Source organism: Bradyrhizobium sp. CCBAU 53351 (genome assembly GCF_015291745.1).
In the GTDB taxonomy this organism is placed as follows: domain Bacteria; phylum Pseudomonadota; class Alphaproteobacteria; order Rhizobiales; family Xanthobacteraceae; genus Bradyrhizobium.
In genome coordinates, this window is the sequence record NZ_CP030059.1 from 920,640 (window position 1) to 935,482 (window position 14,843).

The following is a 14,843-nucleotide window of genomic DNA, read 5'->3' on the forward strand; positions in this document are numbered from 1 at the left end:
ATACGGCTGGCGGCGGCCAGCAAACGTGCGGCACATCAAGGCGTGAGCAGGGGATCATGAGCAACAAGATGTGGGGCGGCCGGTTCTCGGAACGTCCCGATGAGATCATGGAAGAGATCAACGTCTCCATCGACGTCGATCGTCACCTCTTCGCCCAAGACATTGCCGCGTCCAAGGCCCACGCCGCGATGCTCGCCAACCAAGGCATCATCACGGGTTCTGATGCGAAAAATATCGGCAAGGGTCTAGACACGATTTTGTCAGAGATCGGCAAGGGCGGCTTCGAATTCAAGCGCGCGCTCGAGGACATTCATATGAATGTCGAGAGCCGCCTGTCCGAGCTGATCGGTCCCGCCGCCGGCCGCCTGCACACGGCGCGCTCGCGCAACGACCAGGTCGCGACCGACTTCCGTCTCTATGTCCGTGACATCGTCGACGAGACGGATGCGGCGCTGGCGGCGTTCCAGCAGGCGCTGGTCGAGCGCGCGCTGGAGCACGCGGGCACCGTGATGCCCGGCTTCACGCATCTGCAGACCGCGCAGCCCGTGACCTTCGGCCACCATCTGCTCGCCTATGTCGAGATGGCCGCGCGCGACCGCGGACGGTTCCAGGATGCGCGCAAGCGGCTCAACGAATCCCCGCTCGGCGCCGCCGCGCTGGCCGGCACCTCGTTCCCGATCGATCGCCACGCCACCGCGAAGGCGCTTGCCTTCGATCGCCCGATGGCGAACTCGCTCGATGCCGTCTCCGACCGCGACTTCGTGCTGGAGACGCTGTCGGCGGCCTCGATCTGCGCCGTGCACATGTCGCGCTTTGCCGAGGAGATCGTGATCTGGACCTCACCGCTGGTCGGCATGATCCGGCTCAGCGACAAGTTCACCACCGGCTCGTCGATCATGCCGCAGAAGCGTAATCCGGATGCCGCCGAGCTGGTGCGCGCCAAGACCGGCCGCGTCATCGGCGCGCTCAACGGCCTGTTGATCGTGATGAAGGGCCTGCCGCTCGCCTATCAAAAGGACATGCAGGAGGACAAGCAGGGCGCGATGGAGGGCTTTGCCGCGCTGTCGCTCGCGATCCGCGCCATGACCGGCATGGTCCGCGACCTCGTGCCCGACGAAGCCAGGATGAAGGCCGCTGCGGGCGAGGGCTACGCCACCGCGACGGACCTGGCCGACTGGCTGGTGCGGACGCTGAAAATGCCGTTCCGCGACGCCCATCACGTCACCGGCCGCATCGTCGCCAAGGCCGCCGAGGGCGGCGTGGCGCTGCACGAGCTGCCGCTCAAGGAGATGCAGGCGATCGAGCCGAAAATCACCAAGGACGTGTTCGGCGTGCTCTCGGTCGAATCGTCGGTGAAGAGCCGCACCAGCTTCGGCGGTACCGCGCCGAAGAACGTGACGGCCCAGGCCAAAGCGTGGGCGAAGCGGCTGGAAAAAGAGCGGAAATTGGGCTGAAGGCAAAATTTCGCTGATGTTTCATGGTCATCCGGGCTCTCGCCAGAGCGCGCCAATCTCTGTATGGTGCGGCCCGCGTATTGGGGATTTCGTCGTGACGTCAAAGTTTCGCCCGGCCGGCTCGGGGTGGGCCATCATTGTCTTGAGTCTGACGGCGCTTGCGCTTGCCGGTTGCGGCCGCAAGGGTCCGCTGGATTTGCCGCCGACGGCCACCAACGCACCCGCGCCCAACGGCGCGGCTTCGACCAACACCGACACCGCAGCCCAGAAGACGTCGAGCATGTTCAATCCCAGCTCAGGTGCGGATGCCGAGCCGGCGGCGGCCAAGGGCCGGAAGAAACCGTTTATTCTCGACCCGCTCCTGGACGAACCTCCCGGCAGAAAATAAGCCGGGACAACCGAGCCTAAGCCATGAACCATTTCGACTACCGCAACGGCGTACTGCACGCCGAGGCGGTGAACCTGTCCGAGCTGGCCGCGACCGTCGGCACGCCGTTCTATTGCTATTCGACCGCGACATTGGAGCGGCACTATCGCGTCTTCACCGACGCCTTCGCCGGCGAGAAGGTGCTGGTCTGCTACGCCATGAAGGCGAACTCCAACCAGTCGGTGCTGCGCACGCTGGCCAAGCTCGGCGCCGGCGCCGACGTGGTCTCGGGCGGTGAATTGAAGCGTGCGCTGGCGGCCGGCATTCCGCCAAACAAGATTCTCTTCTCCGGTGTCGGCAAGACCGAAACCGAGCTGCGCGCTGCGCTTGCCGCCGACATCCTCTGCCTCAACGTGGAATCCGAGCCCGAGCTCGAGCTGCTGTCGCGGATTGCGACCGAGATGGGCAAGACCGCGCGCGTCTCGCTGCGCGTCAACCCGGATGTCGATGCCGGCACCCACGCCAAGATCTCCACCGGCAAGTCCGAGAACAAGTTCGGCATCCCGATCGTGCATGCCCGCGAGGTCTATGCGCGCGCCGCGAAGCTGCCGGGCATCGAGGTGACCGGCACCGACGTGCATATCGGCAGCCAGATCACCGACCTCTCGGGCATGGAGACCGCGTTCCGCATCCTCTCCGAATTCGTGCAGACGCTGCGCGCCGACGGCCACAACATCAGCCACGTCGATTTCGGCGGCGGCCTCGGCATTCCCTATTACATGGACCGCGAGGCGCCGCCGGCGCCGGCCGCCTATGCCGCCATGGTCAAGCGCGTCAGCCACAATCTCGGCTGCACGCTGATGTTCGAGCCGGGCCGCATGATCGTCGGCAATGCCGGCATCCTGGTCGCCAAGGTGATCTATGTGAAGCATGGCGACGGCAAGAATTTCGTCATCATCGACGCTGCGATGAACGACCTCATCCGCCCCACGCTGTACGAGGCGCATCACGACATCCTGCCGGTGACGCAAGCCCCAAAGGGCGCGGCGACCATCATGGCCGATGTCGTCGGCCCGGTCTGCGAGACCGGCGATTATCTCGCGCTCGACCGCACGCTGCCGACGCCCGCGCCCGGCGATCTCCTCGCCATCATGACCGCCGGCGCCTATGGCGCGGTGCAGGCCGGCACCTACAACACAAGGCCGCTGGTGCCGGAAGTGCTGGTGAAGGACGACCAATACGCCGTGGTGCGCCCGCGCATCGAGGTCGAGCAGCTGATCGCGATGGATAAGCCGGCGCCGTGGCTGTGAGTGTGTCGTAGTCTGACCGTGAGGGTCCCGGATCAGCACGCGCTTTGGGCGCGCTTGTCCGGGACGGCAGTGGAGATTGGGACGGCTACTTCCCCGCCAATCCGCCTTTCGCCCCACCCACGACGACGCCCGCCTTCTTCTCGATCGGCTTGATCGCCGCGGTGAAATCGGATTCGGCGCCTTCCGCGGCGATCACGGTCTCCCATAACCTACCGACCGCGTCGGCGACTTCCATCGACAGGCCGAGCTGCTTCATCTCCGCCAGCGCCAGCCGGACGTCCTTCACCATCAATCCCGTGGCGAAGCCGAAGTCGAAGCTGCGCGGCAGCACGGCGCGCGGAAACTTGTCGCGGCTCGCCGTGTTCATGCCGGAGCCGGCATTGATGACGTCGATCATCACGGCGGGATCGAGCCCGGCTTTCACGCCCATCACGACCGCTTCCGACGTCGCCACGATCGCGGTGGCCGACAGGAAATTGTTGGCGAGCTTCATGGTCTGCGCCGCGCCGGGCTTCTCGCCGATGAAGAACACCTTTCCGATCACGTCGAGCGCGGGTTTGAGCAGTTCGAACTCGGTCCTAGGTCCGGAGACCATCACCGCCAGCGTGCCCTTCTCGGCGCCGCCGACGCCGCCGGAGACCGGGCAGTCGATCTGCACGATGTTGCGCTTGGCGAGCAGGCCGTGAATCGTCACGGCCATCGCCGAGCCGACGGTGGAGAGATCGATGAAGCGTTTGGCGCGGCTGCCCTCGACGACGCCGTTCGCTCCCGTTGCGACTTGGAGCGAAGCCTGCAGCGAAGGCAGGCTCGCCATCACGGTCTCGACCTGATCGGCGACGTCCTTCGGCGATGTTGCGGCGGTCGCGCCGAGCGCCGTGAGCTTGCCCATAACGTCCTTGCGCGTGTCGAACACGACGAGCCTGTGCCCTGCCTCGATCAGCCGCCGCGCCATCGGGAAACCCATGTTTCCGAGGCCGATGAATCCGATGTCCATGGTGTTTCCTTTTCTTTCTTCTTCGTTGTTGTGTAAGTGCTCGCTCCATCCCCGCTGTCGTCCCGGATCTGCGCTCCGCTCGGGACAACGCTACGCGTTTTCCCGAGCTCGCTTGTCCCGGACGGCAGCGGAGATTGGCGCTGCATCTCACGCCTTGCCGTCGATCTCCGCGAACACCTCGCGCGCGATGCGGAAGCTGTCGACCGCGGCGGGCATGCCGCCATAGATCGCGACTTGCATCAGGATCTCGCGGATCTCCTCGCGGCTGACGCCGTTGGTCAGCGCGCCCTTCAGATGCGCGCGGAATTCGTGCTGGCGGTTGAGGATCGCGATCATCGCGATGTTGAGCATGCTGCGGGTCTTGCGCGGCAGCTCCTCGCGGCCCCACACCGTCCCCCAGCAATATTCGTTCAGCATCTCCTGGAACGGACGGTTGAAGTCGTCGACGTTCTTCAGGGCGTTGTTGACATAGGCCTCGCCCAGCACCGCTTTGCGGACTTCCAGGCCCTTGTCGTGCATCTTCTTGTCCATGGCGTTTCCTCTCGTTTCCCTCGGATCACGCGCGGAAATTACGGGGTTGGGGCGAGCCAGTCACGTCCTCGTGTTATGCGGGAAAAGGGGTGTCTCCCGTACCGGAACGGATGCCTCAGTGCTGCCGTTGTGATAGGCTTCGCTCCACCGGGCAACCTGGAGAGTTGATTGAACGGCGTCACCCCCGACCCGTCAGACCCGATCCGCAACAGTGACGCTCTGTCGCGGTTGAAGCTGGCGCAGGCCCTGGATCGGGCCCTCTATGCCATCGCATGGGAGCGTGCCTGGCCACATCTGGCGCGGCTTCTGACCGTCGTCGGCCTGTTCCTGGCGGTGTCCTGGGCCGGCCTTTGGCTGGCGCTGCCTTTCATGGCCCGTGCCATCGGTCTCGTCGTTTTCGCCGGCATCGCCATTGCGGCCCTGTTGCCCCTGATTCGCTTCCGCTGGCCGAGCCGCGAGGAGGCACTTGGCCGGCTCGATCGTGGCTCCGGCATCCGTCACCGCCCGGCCACGACGCTGACGGACACGCTGTCCTCGCAGGATCCGGTCGCGCAGGCGCTGTGGCAGGCGCAGCGCGAACGCACGCTGGCCTCGCTCAAGCGCATCCGCGCCGGTCTGCCGCATCCGCGGCTTGCGCTCCACGATCCCTGGGCGCTGCGCGCGCTGATCATGGTGATGCTGGTTGCAACCTTCATCGCCGCCGGCGACGAGCGGGCGATGCGGCTCGGCGCCGCCTTCGACTGGAACGGCGTGCTGGCGCCCGCGAATGTTCGCGTCGACGCCTGGGTGACGCCGCCGCTCTATACCGGCAAGCCGCCGGTCATCCTGTCGGCCGCCAACAAGGAGGCCGCGGCCCTGCCCGCGTCCGGCCCGCTTGCCGTTCCCGCCGGCTCCACCCTGATCGTGCGCTCCTCCGGCGGCAGCCTGGATGTCGTCGTCTCCGGTGGCCTCAAGGAGGTCGCCCCCACGGAAGCCGCACCCAAGGGCACCAACGAGAAGCATTTCACCATCACCACCGACGGCACCGCGCATGTCCGCGCGCCCTCCGGCCAGCCGCAATGGGCGTTTGCCGCAACGCCGGACCATGCGCCGACGATCGCGCTTGCCAAGGATCCCGAACGCCAGGCGCGCGGCGGGCTCCAGCTCTCCTACAAGATCGAGGATGATTACGGCGTCACCGGCGCGAACGCGCACATCGCCTTGCGCCGCGCCGACGCCAAAGACGGAGCCAAGGATTCCGACGGGAAGGCCGCGCCGCGGCCGCTGTTCCAGCCGCCGCAATTCCCGCTCGTGCTCCCGAACGCGCGCACCCGCAACGGCGTCGGCCAGACCGTGAAGGACCTCAGCGAGGATCCCTATGCCGGTGCCGACGTCACGCTGACGCTCACCGCCAAGGACGAAGCCGGCAACGAGGCGCGAAGCGAGCCCTTCAACATGCGCCTGCCGGAACGTCTCTTCACCAACTCGCTGGCGCGCGCGCTGATCGAGCAGCGCCGCATCCTCGCGCTCGACGCCAACAGGAACTCGGACGTCTACACCGCGCTCGATGCGCTGATGATCGCACCCGAATTGTTCACGCCGGACGCCGGCTGCTATCTCGGCCTCCGCAGTCTCGCGAGCCAGCTCGAGGCCGCCCGCACCGACGATGCGCTGCGCAATGTTGTGGCGAGCATGTGGGCTTTCGCGACCACCATCGAGGACGATGGTGTCGCCGGCAGCGTCAACGCCGCGCTGCGCTCGGCGCAGGACGCGCTCAAGGCGGCGCTCGACCGCGGCGCCAGCGAGGACGAGCTGAGAGTGTTGACGCAGAAACTCCGCGAGGCCATGGCCGGCAAGGTGCGCGATCTCGCCCGCCGCGCCGAACAGAATCCGCTCGGTGCCCGGCAGCCGTTCCCCGCCGAGGTCCAGCTCATTCTCGACAAGGCGATCGAGCTGCGACAGAAGACCCAGCATGCGACGCCCGAGCAGCTCGCCGAGCTGGCGCAGCAGCAGGACGCGTTGCGCGAGCAGCTTCAGGCCTATCGGAAGTCGGCGAACAACCGTGCCAACAAGGCGGGGGACGACAAGGCCAACCAGTTTACGCGGGACCGGAAATGCGGAAGCTAGCGCGCGTGCCAGTCTTGAAGGCGATGTCGATCGCCTGCCTCGCCTTCCTGTTGGGAAGCGTTACCCCGGTTGCGGCCCAGCTGGATCAGGATCCCGACGCGCTGCTCGACAGCGCCGAAAAGGCGATGCAGGAGTCCGGCGACAGCCTCAGGCAGAAGGAATCCGGCAAGAGCCTGGGCAACCAGTCCGACGCGATCCAGAAGCTCGAGGAGTACAAGCGGGCGACGGAACGGAGCCAATCCTCCAGCCGTGACCGCAACGTCATCACGCAGCGCGATCTGGACGACCTGTTGCGGCAGATCGAGAAGGCGGCGCGCGAAGGCAATAAAGAGGCCGCCCAGCGCCTGCTCGAGCAGCTGGCGCAGATCATGGAAAACCTCCAGATGGCGCAGCCCGGGCAATCCGGCGAAAGCGAGATGGAGCAGGCGCTCAACGAGCTCAGCGACATGATCCGCAAGCAGCAGCAATTGCGCGACAAGACGTTCAAGCAGGGCCAGGATTCCCGGCGTGACCGCTCGCGCGGCAAGCAGCAGGGCGACCAGTCGATGTCGGATCTGCAGCAGGATCAGCAGTCGCTGCGCGACCGCCTGAAGAAGCTGCAGGACGAGCTTGCCAAGCGCGGTCTCGCGCAGAAGGGACAAAAGGGTCAGAAAGGACAGCAGGGACAGAAAGGCCAGCAGGGGGACCAGGGCCAGAACGGCGATCAGGACGGCGACGACGGCGATGATGGCAGCCTCGACACCGCGGACGGCGCCATGGGTGATGCCGGCTCGAAGCTCGGCGAGGGCAATGCCGACGGCGCCGTGGATTCGCAGGGCAAGGCGCTCGACGCCATGCGCAAGGGCGCGCAGAAGATGGCCGAAGCGATGCAGCAGGGCGATGGCGACGGGCAGAACGATGGTCCCGGCAATCGGGCCGGCCGTCAGCAGAGCGGCGGCAATCAGACCGATCCGCTGGGACGCCCGCTGCACGGCCGCGATCTCAGCGACGACTACACCGTCAAGATCCCCGGTGAGATCGACGCCCAGCGTGTCCGTCGCATCCTCGAAGAGCTCCGCCGCCGCTTGGGGGACAGCTCGCGCCCGCAGATCGAGCTCGATTACATCGAGCGGCTGCTGAAGGATTTTTGACGGTACACTCGGTGTCATCGCCCGGCCTTGACCGGGCGATCCAGTATTCCGGGAAGCTAGTGGGTCATCCGAGGGGCCGCGACGTACTGGATGCCCCGGTCAAGCCGGGGCATGACAGCGGAATCCATGGCTACCCCTTCTTTGCCGCCAGCGCGTCCGCCACCGCGGTGCGGATATCCGCGACCGAGAATGGTTTTGTCACGACGTCGTGCACCAGCGCATTGAGGTTCGATGCGCGCTCGCGCTGGTCGGCAAAGCCGGTCATCAAGAGGATGGTCAGATCAGGGAAATCGCGCGCGGCGGAGAGCGCCAGCGCGATGCCGTCCATGACGGGCATCTGGATGTCGGTGAGCAGCAGGTCGAAGGCGCCGTCCTCGCGGCTCAGGATTTCCAGCGCCTCGGCGCCGTCTTGCGCGGTGACGGTCTCGTGGCCGTCCATGGCGATGGCGCGCGCCACGAGCGTGCGCATCGAATCCTCGTCGTCGGCGATCAGGATTTTCGGCATCAGATCAACCTCTGGGACAAACCTTCCCGTGCGGGACCCTACAAGCTGATTATACGCTGCCGCCGGCAATGTCGCGCCGGTTGAAGAAGCGCACGTCGATATTGCGGCCCTCCGGCGGCGGCGAGGCGAGACGCGAGCGGAAGAAGGCGCGCTCGCCGGGCCGCAGCACGGTCTGCTCCAGCACCGTATTCCAGGCGTAGATCTCCGCGCCTTGCGCGTCGCGCACGGCAAAGCGCAGCCGCGGGATGTCGAGCGGCTTCTTGCCCTCGCCGACGATCACGCCCTCGATGACCAACACCTGTTTACCGTCCACGGTCTCGCTCGACAGCTTCACGTCCTTGAAGGCGAGGCCCCGCAGGTTCACCTCGAGCCCGACCATCTTGTAGAACGCTGCCGTCTGCGGCAGCAGGCGCACCATGTCGCCGCGCCAGATCACCAGCGCCAGCACCAGCGCGCCCATGGCGGCGCAGGCGGTCGGCAGCCCAAAATAGGATTTTCGCGGAGCGGCGGTGGCGGCGGGACGGCTGACCCGCGCCCCGCGACGGCTGAACAGGCCGCGGAACCAGGATTGGTGCTGCACGCCAGCGCCCTCCTCCTCGACCTCCCGGGCCGCCGCTGACCACTCGTCCTCGGTTTCCTTGGCCTCTTCCTCGGGCCAGTCGCTGGCGATCGACGGGCTGTCGACAACGGGCGTGTCAGTGGCGCTGTCGTCCTTGGCGTAGGAGTTCCACTGCTCGGCGAGGTCGGATTGGTCGTCGGCCTGGCTGGCTGCAGCCATGGCCGGAACGGACGCCTCCTCGATGGCATCCTCGGCATGGGCGATCCAGGTCTCCTTGCAGCGGGAACAGCGGACCGCCCGCCCGTTCGCCCCAAGGCTCGCAAGCTTGATGGCGTAGGATGTCATACAATGGGGGCAGACGATATGCATGGACGAGCCTTGATGCATGAACCAGGACTTGAACGAGGTCCTGACCATAACCCTTTCGGGAAGAACCGGGCGGCCAGGATGCGACCAATATGCTACAGGGCGACCGTTAACGAACCGGAAACCATAACGGCGTCAAAACCCGTGGATCGCGCATGGCGGAGCGCGGCCATGTGTCCCGCGCCCCCTCTCGAACGGAGCTGAGCTTGGTTCGGTTCGAAAATGTCGGATTGCGTTACGGTCTGGGGCCGGAGATCCTGCGCGACCTCAGCTTCCAGATTCCGGCGCATTCGTTCCAGTTCCTCACCGGCCCGTCGGGCGCCGGCAAGACCTCATTGCTGCGCCTGTTGTTCCTGTCGCATCGGCCGACGCGGGGCCTCGTCAATCTGTTCGGCCACGACATCTCGCAGCTCGGCAAGGACGAGATCGCCGATCTGCGCAAGCGCATCGGCATCGTGCTCCAGGATTTCCGCTTGCTCGATCACATGACGACGTATGAGAACGTCGCGCTGCCGTTCCGCGTCATGGGCCGCAGCGAGTCGAGCTACCGCAAGGAGGTGATCGATCTGTTGCGCTGGGTCGGGCTTGGCGACCGCATGGACGCGCTGCCGCCGATCCTGTCGGGGGGCGAGAAGCAGCGCGCGGCGATCGCGCGCGCCGTGATCTCGCGGCCGCAGCTGCTGCTTGCGGACGAGCCGACCGGCAGCGTCGATCCGACGCTCGGACGCCGCCTGCTGCGGCTGTTCATCGAACTCAACAAATCGGGCACCGCCGTCATCATCGCGACCCATGATATCGGCCTGATGGACCAGTATGAGGCCCGGCGGCTGGTGCTGCACCAGGGACGGTTGCACGTCTATGAGTAGGACAGACGAGCGCGGCGTGCTGGTCGACCTCGGGCAGGAGCGTCCGCAGCTGCCGGCCAAGGCGCGCAACATGTCGCCGATCGTGCCGCGCGCCTCGATCCAGGGCCGGGCGCTGGTCGCCGTCGTCGCCATCATGACTTTCCTCGCGTCGATGACCACGGGCACCGTGCTGCTGGTGAGTGCGTCCGCCGCGGAATGGCAGTCCGACGTCGCGAGCGAGATCACCATCCAGGTTCGTCCGCAAACGGGGCGCGATCTCGATCGCGACACCGCCGCGGTGACGGAGGCGATGCGCGCGCAAGCCGGAATCGTCGAGGTCAAGCCGTTCAGCAAGGAGGAGAGCGGCAAGCTGCTCGAGCCCTGGCTCGGCACCGGGCTGGCGATGGACGACCTGCCGGTGCCGCGCATGATTATCGCGCGCGTGCAGCCCGGCACGCCGCTCGATCTCGGCGCCTTGCGCGCGCGGGTGACCCAGGTGGCGCCGGGCGCCAGCGTCGACGATCACCGCGCCTGGATCGAGCGGATGCGCTCGATGACCAACGCCACCGTGCTCGCCGGCCTCGGCATCCTCGCGCTCGTCATCGTCGCCACCATCATCTCCGTCTCGTTCGCCACCCGCGGCGCCATGGCGGCGAACCGCCCGATCGTCGAGGTGCTGCATTTCGTCGGCGCCGGCGACCGCTACATCGCCAATCACTTCCTCCGCCATTTCCTCCGCCTGGGCCTCGAGGGCGGCGTGATCGGCGGCGGCGCTGCCATGCTGGTGTTCGGGTTCTCCGAGTCGATCGCCGGCTGGTTTTCCGGTACGCCCGTCGGCGACCAGTTCGCCGCGCTGCTCGGCACCTTCTCGCTGCGGCCGTCTGGCTACATCGTACTGGCGGTCCAGGCCGTGCTGATCGGCGCGATCACCGCAGTGGCCTCGCGCCAGACGCTGTTTGCGACGCTGAATGACGTGGATTGAGATCATTTCTTCCCTTCTCCCCTTGTGGGAGAAGGTGGCGCGAAGCGCCGGATGAGGGGTATATCTCGGCGCAAAAGAACTGTGCGAATTCGCGGAGAGAGACCCCTCACCCGTCTCGCCGCTTCGCGTCGAGCCACCCTCTCCCACAAGGGGAGAGGGTGCAGAAACGAGACTCCACTTCGCCTCAAAACGTCCTAAAATCACTTCAGGGAAGGGATCAACGACATCACATGGCCTCGCCGACCGACGATCGATCGCCGAAACTGCCTCGCGGCTGGCTGCGCGCGGCATTGGTGTCGACGATTGCGCTCGCCTTCGTCGGCGCTGCGGCGGGGTTCATCGCGTTCCTATCGCAATTGCGTGGCGCCGAGGTCGCGCCGGGTCGCAAGGCCGACGGCATCGTGGTCCTGACCGGCGGCTCCTCGCGGGTCTCGGACGCGATGGAGCTGCTCGCTGCCGGCTACGGCAGGCGGCTCTTGATCTCCGGCGTGCATCCGACCTCGACGGCGAGCGACATCTCCAGGACGTTGCCGGAGAACCAATCCTTCATGACCTGTTGCGTCGATCTCGACCGCACCGCGCTCTCGACCCGCGGCAATGCGGCGGAGGCGCGGCGCTGGGCCGAGGGCCGCCGCTTCAAGTCGCTGATCGTGGTCACGTCGAACTACCACATGCCGCGCGCGCTGGTGGAATTCTCGCATGCGATGCCGCAAACGACGCTGATCCCGTTCGCGGTGGTCGGGGACAAATGGCGCGAGGAGCCGTGGTGGACCTCGGCCTCCACCTTGCGGCTGCTGCTGTCGGAATATGTCAAGTACATCGCGGCCGAGATCAGGGTGCGGCTGGAGGATTTCGGGATTGACCTTTCGCCCGAGATGTCGGAGCAGCCTGCAGGTCACCAGCTCAAGCGGCCCGCCACCGCCCAGGCGAACTGACACGCCAATTGACCGGCAAATAATCGGATCGTCGATGTTCCTGATTTTCCTGCGCTCGCTCGTGTTCAACGTGCTGTTCTACGCCGTGCTGGTGTGCCTCGCGATCGTGGCGCTGCCGACCTTCGCATTGCCGCCGCGCGCGATGCTGACGGTCGCCGAATGGTGGGCCAAGGCGACGCTGGTCCTGATGCGCGTGATCTGCAACATCAAGGTGGAATTCCGGGGCACGGAGAAGATTCCGCAGGGACCGCTGGTGATCGTGGCGAAGCACCAGTCGTTCTGGGAGACGTTCGTGCTGCCGGGCTTCTTCAATCGGCCGATCTTCATCCTCAAGCGTCAGTTGATGCAGATCCCGGTGTTCGGTCAGTTCCTGGTCAAGACCGGGATGATCGCGATCGATCGCAATGCCGGCGTGAAGGCGCTGCTCGACATGACGCGACGCGCGCGCGAGGCAGTGCGCAGCGGCCGGCAACTCGTCATCTTTCCGGAAGGTACGCGCCGCGCGCCCGGCGCTGAGCCCGACTACAAGACCGGCTTTGCGCAGATCTATTCGTCCTGCGGCGTGCCGTGCCTGCCGGTCGCGCTCAACTCCGGCCTGTTCTGGCCCCGCCGGACCTTCATGCGCTATCCCGGCACGCTGGTGGTGGAGTTCCTCGATCCGTTGCCGCCGGGCCTGCCGAAGGACGAGTTTCTCTCCCGCGTGCAAACCGCCATCGAAGAGGCAACCGGCCGCCTCGTCGAGGCCGGCCGCAAGGAGCAGGAGCAGTTGATCGGCTCGGCGCCGAGCTATACGCCGGCGGAGCGCTAGCGACTCTCGCGGTCTTGCCCTGGTACAGGCGCGTGCAGGGAATGCGCATCACCATGCAGCATCAATGCAAGCTGATGCAGCTGCGCGTCGCGAAAGCCTTCGGCCTTGATCGCCTTCACCGTTGCGGTGACATAGTCGCGGTTGGCGCCGGACTGGCCGTGGCCCTGGATGACATGGCGGTGCTGCTCGGCGAGCGACAGCCGGCCGGCATATTGCACGTGGCCGCGATCGACGACGTAAGCGAGCGCGGAGACGCGCTGGCGCGCGTCGTTCTCCAGCCAGACCGAGCGCATCACCTCGCGATAGACCGAGGTGACCTGCTCGCGCGCGCGCAAGTACGCGACGACCTCGGCACGGTTCTTCTCGGCCACGCGGAAGGCAATGCCGCGGCATGCGCCGCCACGGTCGAGCCCGAGCACCAGGCCCGGCTTCTCCGGCGTGCCGCGATGCACGAAGGAATAGACGCAGAGCGCGCGGTGCTCGCCGACCAGCCGCGCCGGAACGCGCTCCTCGAAGTCGAAGCCCGGCCGCCACATCAGCGAACCGTAGCCGAACACCCAGAGGTCGCCGGTGGCTGTCGTGACGGAGGGGAGGGTGATTTCGGACATTTCGCGCACGGCTACCAGAACGAAGGCCCCAAGCGAAGTAAATTCTCCGCCTTTCGTCGCAGGCCCGCCTCGCTTACATTTGCCAAAATCTGGGATCAAAGGGTCGCCGCATGTCCAATATGACCGTTGCCGCCGGCCGCCGCTCCCGCTGGGGCCTTTTCATCGCACCCGTTATCGTCCTGATCCTTGCCGTCGCATGGAGCTGCTTCTGGTTCTATGCGGCCTCACAGGCCGAAGTGGCCGCAGACGCCTGGCGGGCGCAAGAGGCCAAGTCCGGCCGCATCTATGATTGCGCCAAGCGCTCGATCGCCGGCTTCCCGTTCCGCTTCGAGGTCCAGTGCTCCGGCGCCAGCGTCGCCCTGGTCTCGCAGAATGCGAGCAAGACGCCATTCACGGCCAAGCTGGACAACATCCTGGTCGTCGCCCAGGTGTACGATCCCAAGCTCGTCATCGCCGAATTCTCCGCACCCGCGACGCTGACCGACAGCGTCACGCAGAACACCTTCGTGGTGAACTGGAGCAAGGGCCGCAGCAGCGTGGTCGGCCTTCCGGCGGTGCCGGACCGCGCCTCCCTCGTGTTCGACGATCCCTCGCTCAACCGCCTCGACGGCAGCGTGCAGGTGCCGCTGGCGCGCGCCAAGCAGATCGAGCTGCACGGCCGCCTCGCAGACGGCTCGCCGGCCGATCATCCCGTGATCGAGACCGTGCTCCACGTCGCGCAGGGCAGCATCCAGGGCGTTCATCCCCTGCTTGCCGAGCCGTTCGAGGCCGACACCCGCGCCAAGGTCACCGGCCTCTCCGACCTCATGCCAAAGCCCTGGCCGCAGCGCTTCCGCGAGATCCAGGCCGCCGGCGGTCATATCGAGATCGTGCAGTCGCGGATCCAGCAGGGTGAGATGATCGCGATCGCGGCCGGCGCGCTCGGCCTCTCTGCCAACGGCCGGCTCGACGGTGAATTGCAGATGACCGTGACGGGCCTCGAGCGCGTGATCCCGGCGCTCGGCATCGAGAAGATGCTGGAGGAGGGCGTGCCGCAGGCAACGCTCGACCGCGTGGCGCCCGGCGTGAAGTCGCAGGACCTCAACAATCTGTTCGGTGCGCTTGATCGTGCCGTGCCCGGTCTCGGCAAGGTCATCAAGCAGAACGCCAATGCCGGCGTTGCCGCCGGCATCAACTCGATCGGCACCGAGAGCACGCTGGAAGGCAAGAAGGCGCGCAGCTTCCCGCTGAAGTTCGTCGACGGCGCCGTGCTGCTCGGCCCGGTCAAGGTCGGCCAGATCCCGCCGTTGTATTGATCGGTTCGCGCGTCATTCCGGGTTCGACGCTGCGCGTGGCCCCGGAAT

General features: G+C 66.3%; 15 protein-coding genes. 10 read left to right on the forward strand and 5 right to left on the reverse strand.

Features of this window, described 5'->3' with window-relative positions:
- Positions 1-56 precede the first annotated feature (56 nt).
- From argH to lysA, 3 genes are all read left to right on the forward strand, one after another.
- Positions 57-1,454 carry an argininosuccinate lyase gene (gene argH / locus XH83_RS04395; protein ID WP_194405850.1) on the forward strand — a complete coding sequence of 466 codons (1,398 nt, stop codon included), beginning with the start codon at positions 57-59 and terminating at the stop codon, positions 1,452-1,454.
- A 94-nt stretch (positions 1,455-1,548) separates the two neighbouring features.
- Positions 1,549-1,842, forward strand: a complete 294-nt coding sequence (locus XH83_RS04400) for a lipoprotein (protein WP_194408166.1) — start codon at positions 1,549-1,551, stop codon at positions 1,840-1,842.
- 23 nt (positions 1,843-1,865) lie between these two features.
- On the forward strand, positions 1,866-3,131 hold the full coding sequence (gene lysA, locus XH83_RS04405) for a diaminopimelate decarboxylase (protein ID WP_194405851.1): 1,266 nt from the start codon (positions 1,866-1,868) through the stop codon (positions 3,129-3,131).
- An 85-nt stretch (positions 3,132-3,216) separates the two neighbouring features.
- On the opposite strand, the gene XH83_RS04410 is transcribed toward lysA, so the two are convergent.
- Together XH83_RS04410 and XH83_RS04415 are read right to left on the reverse strand one after the other, a co-directional pair.
- A complete protein-coding gene (locus XH83_RS04410; RefSeq protein WP_194405852.1) occupies positions 3,217-4,125 on the reverse strand; it encodes an NAD(P)-dependent oxidoreductase in 909 nt (302 codons plus the stop codon).
- 147 nt (positions 4,126-4,272) lie between these two features.
- Positions 4,273-4,656 (reverse strand): carboxymuconolactone decarboxylase family protein, encoded by a 384-nt coding sequence (locus XH83_RS04415; protein WP_018316258.1) that lies wholly within the window; start codon positions 4,654-4,656, stop codon positions 4,273-4,275.
- A gap of 168 nt (positions 4,657-4,824) precedes the next feature.
- On the opposite strand from XH83_RS04415, the gene XH83_RS04420 reads away from it, so the two are divergent.
- Positions 4,825-6,762, forward strand: coding sequence for a TIGR02302 family protein (locus tag XH83_RS04420; protein WP_194405853.1), 1,938 nt, complete (start codon positions 4,825-4,827; stop codon positions 6,760-6,762).
- Positions 6,750-7,892 (forward strand): DUF4175 family protein, encoded by a 1,143-nt coding sequence (locus tag XH83_RS04425; RefSeq protein WP_194405854.1) that lies wholly within the window; start codon positions 6,750-6,752, stop codon positions 7,890-7,892. The genes XH83_RS04420 and XH83_RS04425 overlap by 13 nt, the downstream gene beginning before the upstream one ends.
- A 130-nt stretch (positions 7,893-8,022) precedes the next feature.
- Here the strand turns inward: XH83_RS04425 and XH83_RS04430 are convergent, their stop codons facing one another.
- Both XH83_RS04430 and XH83_RS04435 read right to left on the reverse strand, forming a co-directional pair.
- Complete coding sequence (locus XH83_RS04430) at positions 8,023-8,397, reverse strand: response regulator (protein WP_194405855.1); 375 nt, start codon at positions 8,395-8,397, stop codon at positions 8,023-8,025.
- Positions 8,398-8,446: 49 nt separating this feature from the next.
- The gene (locus XH83_RS04435; RefSeq protein ID WP_194408167.1) at positions 8,447-9,325 is read right to left on the reverse strand and encodes an MJ0042-type zinc finger domain-containing protein; all 879 of its coding nucleotides are present in this window, start codon (positions 9,323-9,325) and stop codon (positions 8,447-8,449) included.
- A 203-nt stretch (positions 9,326-9,528) separates the two neighbouring features.
- Here XH83_RS04435 and ftsE point away from each other — a divergent pair, with 203 nt between their 5' ends.
- The 4 genes from ftsE to XH83_RS04455 all read left to right on the forward strand — a co-directional run bounded on the left by ftsE (position 9,529) and on the right by XH83_RS04455 (position 12,892).
- The gene (ftsE, locus tag XH83_RS04440; RefSeq protein ID WP_018646542.1) at positions 9,529-10,188 is read left to right on the forward strand and encodes a cell division ATP-binding protein FtsE; all 660 of its coding nucleotides are present in this window, start codon (positions 9,529-9,531) and stop codon (positions 10,186-10,188) included.
- Positions 10,181-11,149, forward strand: coding sequence for an ABC transporter permease (locus XH83_RS04445; RefSeq protein WP_194405856.1), 969 nt, complete (start codon positions 10,181-10,183; stop codon positions 11,147-11,149). Before ftsE ends, XH83_RS04445 begins: the two co-directional genes overlap by 8 nt.
- Positions 11,150-11,379: 230 nt before the next feature.
- The gene (locus XH83_RS04450; protein WP_194405857.1) at positions 11,380-12,084 is read left to right on the forward strand and encodes a YdcF family protein; all 705 of its coding nucleotides are present in this window, start codon (positions 11,380-11,382) and stop codon (positions 12,082-12,084) included.
- A gap of 34 nt (positions 12,085-12,118) precedes the next feature.
- On the forward strand, positions 12,119-12,892 hold the full coding sequence (locus XH83_RS04455) for a 1-acyl-sn-glycerol-3-phosphate acyltransferase (RefSeq protein ID WP_194405858.1): 774 nt from the start codon (positions 12,119-12,121) through the stop codon (positions 12,890-12,892).
- Here the strand turns inward: XH83_RS04455 and XH83_RS04460 are convergent.
- Complete coding sequence (locus XH83_RS04460) at positions 12,889-13,500, reverse strand: gamma-glutamylcyclotransferase (RefSeq protein ID WP_194405859.1); 612 nt, start codon at positions 13,498-13,500, stop codon at positions 12,889-12,891. The two genes, XH83_RS04455 and XH83_RS04460, sit on opposite strands and share 4 nt — an antisense overlap.
- Positions 13,501-13,610: 110 nt before the next feature.
- Between XH83_RS04460 and XH83_RS04465 the strand changes: the two genes are divergently transcribed.
- Positions 13,611-14,795: a DUF2125 domain-containing protein gene (locus tag XH83_RS04465; RefSeq protein ID WP_194405860.1), complete on the forward strand. Its 1,185-nt coding sequence runs from the start codon at positions 13,611-13,613 to the stop codon at positions 14,793-14,795.
- The last annotated feature ends 48 nt before the right edge of the window (positions 14,796-14,843 follow it).

What these genes read in the sequence shown, in the direction of transcription:
- XH83_RS04430 (WP_194405855.1), bottom strand. Translation starts at nt 8,397, where the DNA reads ATGCCGAAAATCCTGATCGCCGACGACGAGGATTCGATGCGCACGCTC.
- XH83_RS04425 (WP_194405854.1), top strand. Translation starts at nt 6,750, where the DNA reads ATGCGGAAGCTAGCGCGCGTGCCAGTCTTGAAGGCGATGTCGATCGCC.
- argH (WP_194405850.1), top strand. Translation starts at nt 57, where the DNA reads ATGAGCAACAAGATGTGGGGCGGCCGGTTCTCGGAACGTCCCGATGAG.
- XH83_RS04410 (WP_194405852.1), bottom strand. Translation starts at nt 4,125, where the DNA reads ATGGACATCGGATTCATCGGCCTCGGAAACATGGGTTTCCCGATGGCG.
- XH83_RS04465 (WP_194405860.1), top strand. Translation starts at nt 13,611, where the DNA reads ATGTCCAATATGACCGTTGCCGCCGGCCGCCGCTCCCGCTGGGGCCTT.
- XH83_RS04415 (WP_018316258.1), bottom strand. Translation starts at nt 4,656, where the DNA reads ATGGACAAGAAGATGCACGACAAGGGCCTGGAAGTCCGCAAAGCGGTG.
- XH83_RS04450 (WP_194405857.1), top strand. Translation starts at nt 11,380, where the DNA reads ATGGCCTCGCCGACCGACGATCGATCGCCGAAACTGCCTCGCGGCTGG.
- XH83_RS04460 (WP_194405859.1), bottom strand. Translation starts at nt 13,500, where the DNA reads ATGTCCGAAATCACCCTCCCCTCCGTCACGACAGCCACCGGCGACCTC.
- lysA (WP_194405851.1), top strand. Translation starts at nt 1,866, where the DNA reads ATGAACCATTTCGACTACCGCAACGGCGTACTGCACGCCGAGGCGGTG.
- XH83_RS04445 (WP_194405856.1), top strand. Translation starts at nt 10,181, where the DNA reads ATGAGTAGGACAGACGAGCGCGGCGTGCTGGTCGACCTCGGGCAGGAG.
- XH83_RS04455 (WP_194405858.1), top strand. Translation starts at nt 12,119, where the DNA reads ATGTTCCTGATTTTCCTGCGCTCGCTCGTGTTCAACGTGCTGTTCTAC.
- XH83_RS04435 (WP_194408167.1), bottom strand. Translation starts at nt 9,325, where the DNA reads ATGCATATCGTCTGCCCCCATTGTATGACATCCTACGCCATCAAGCTT.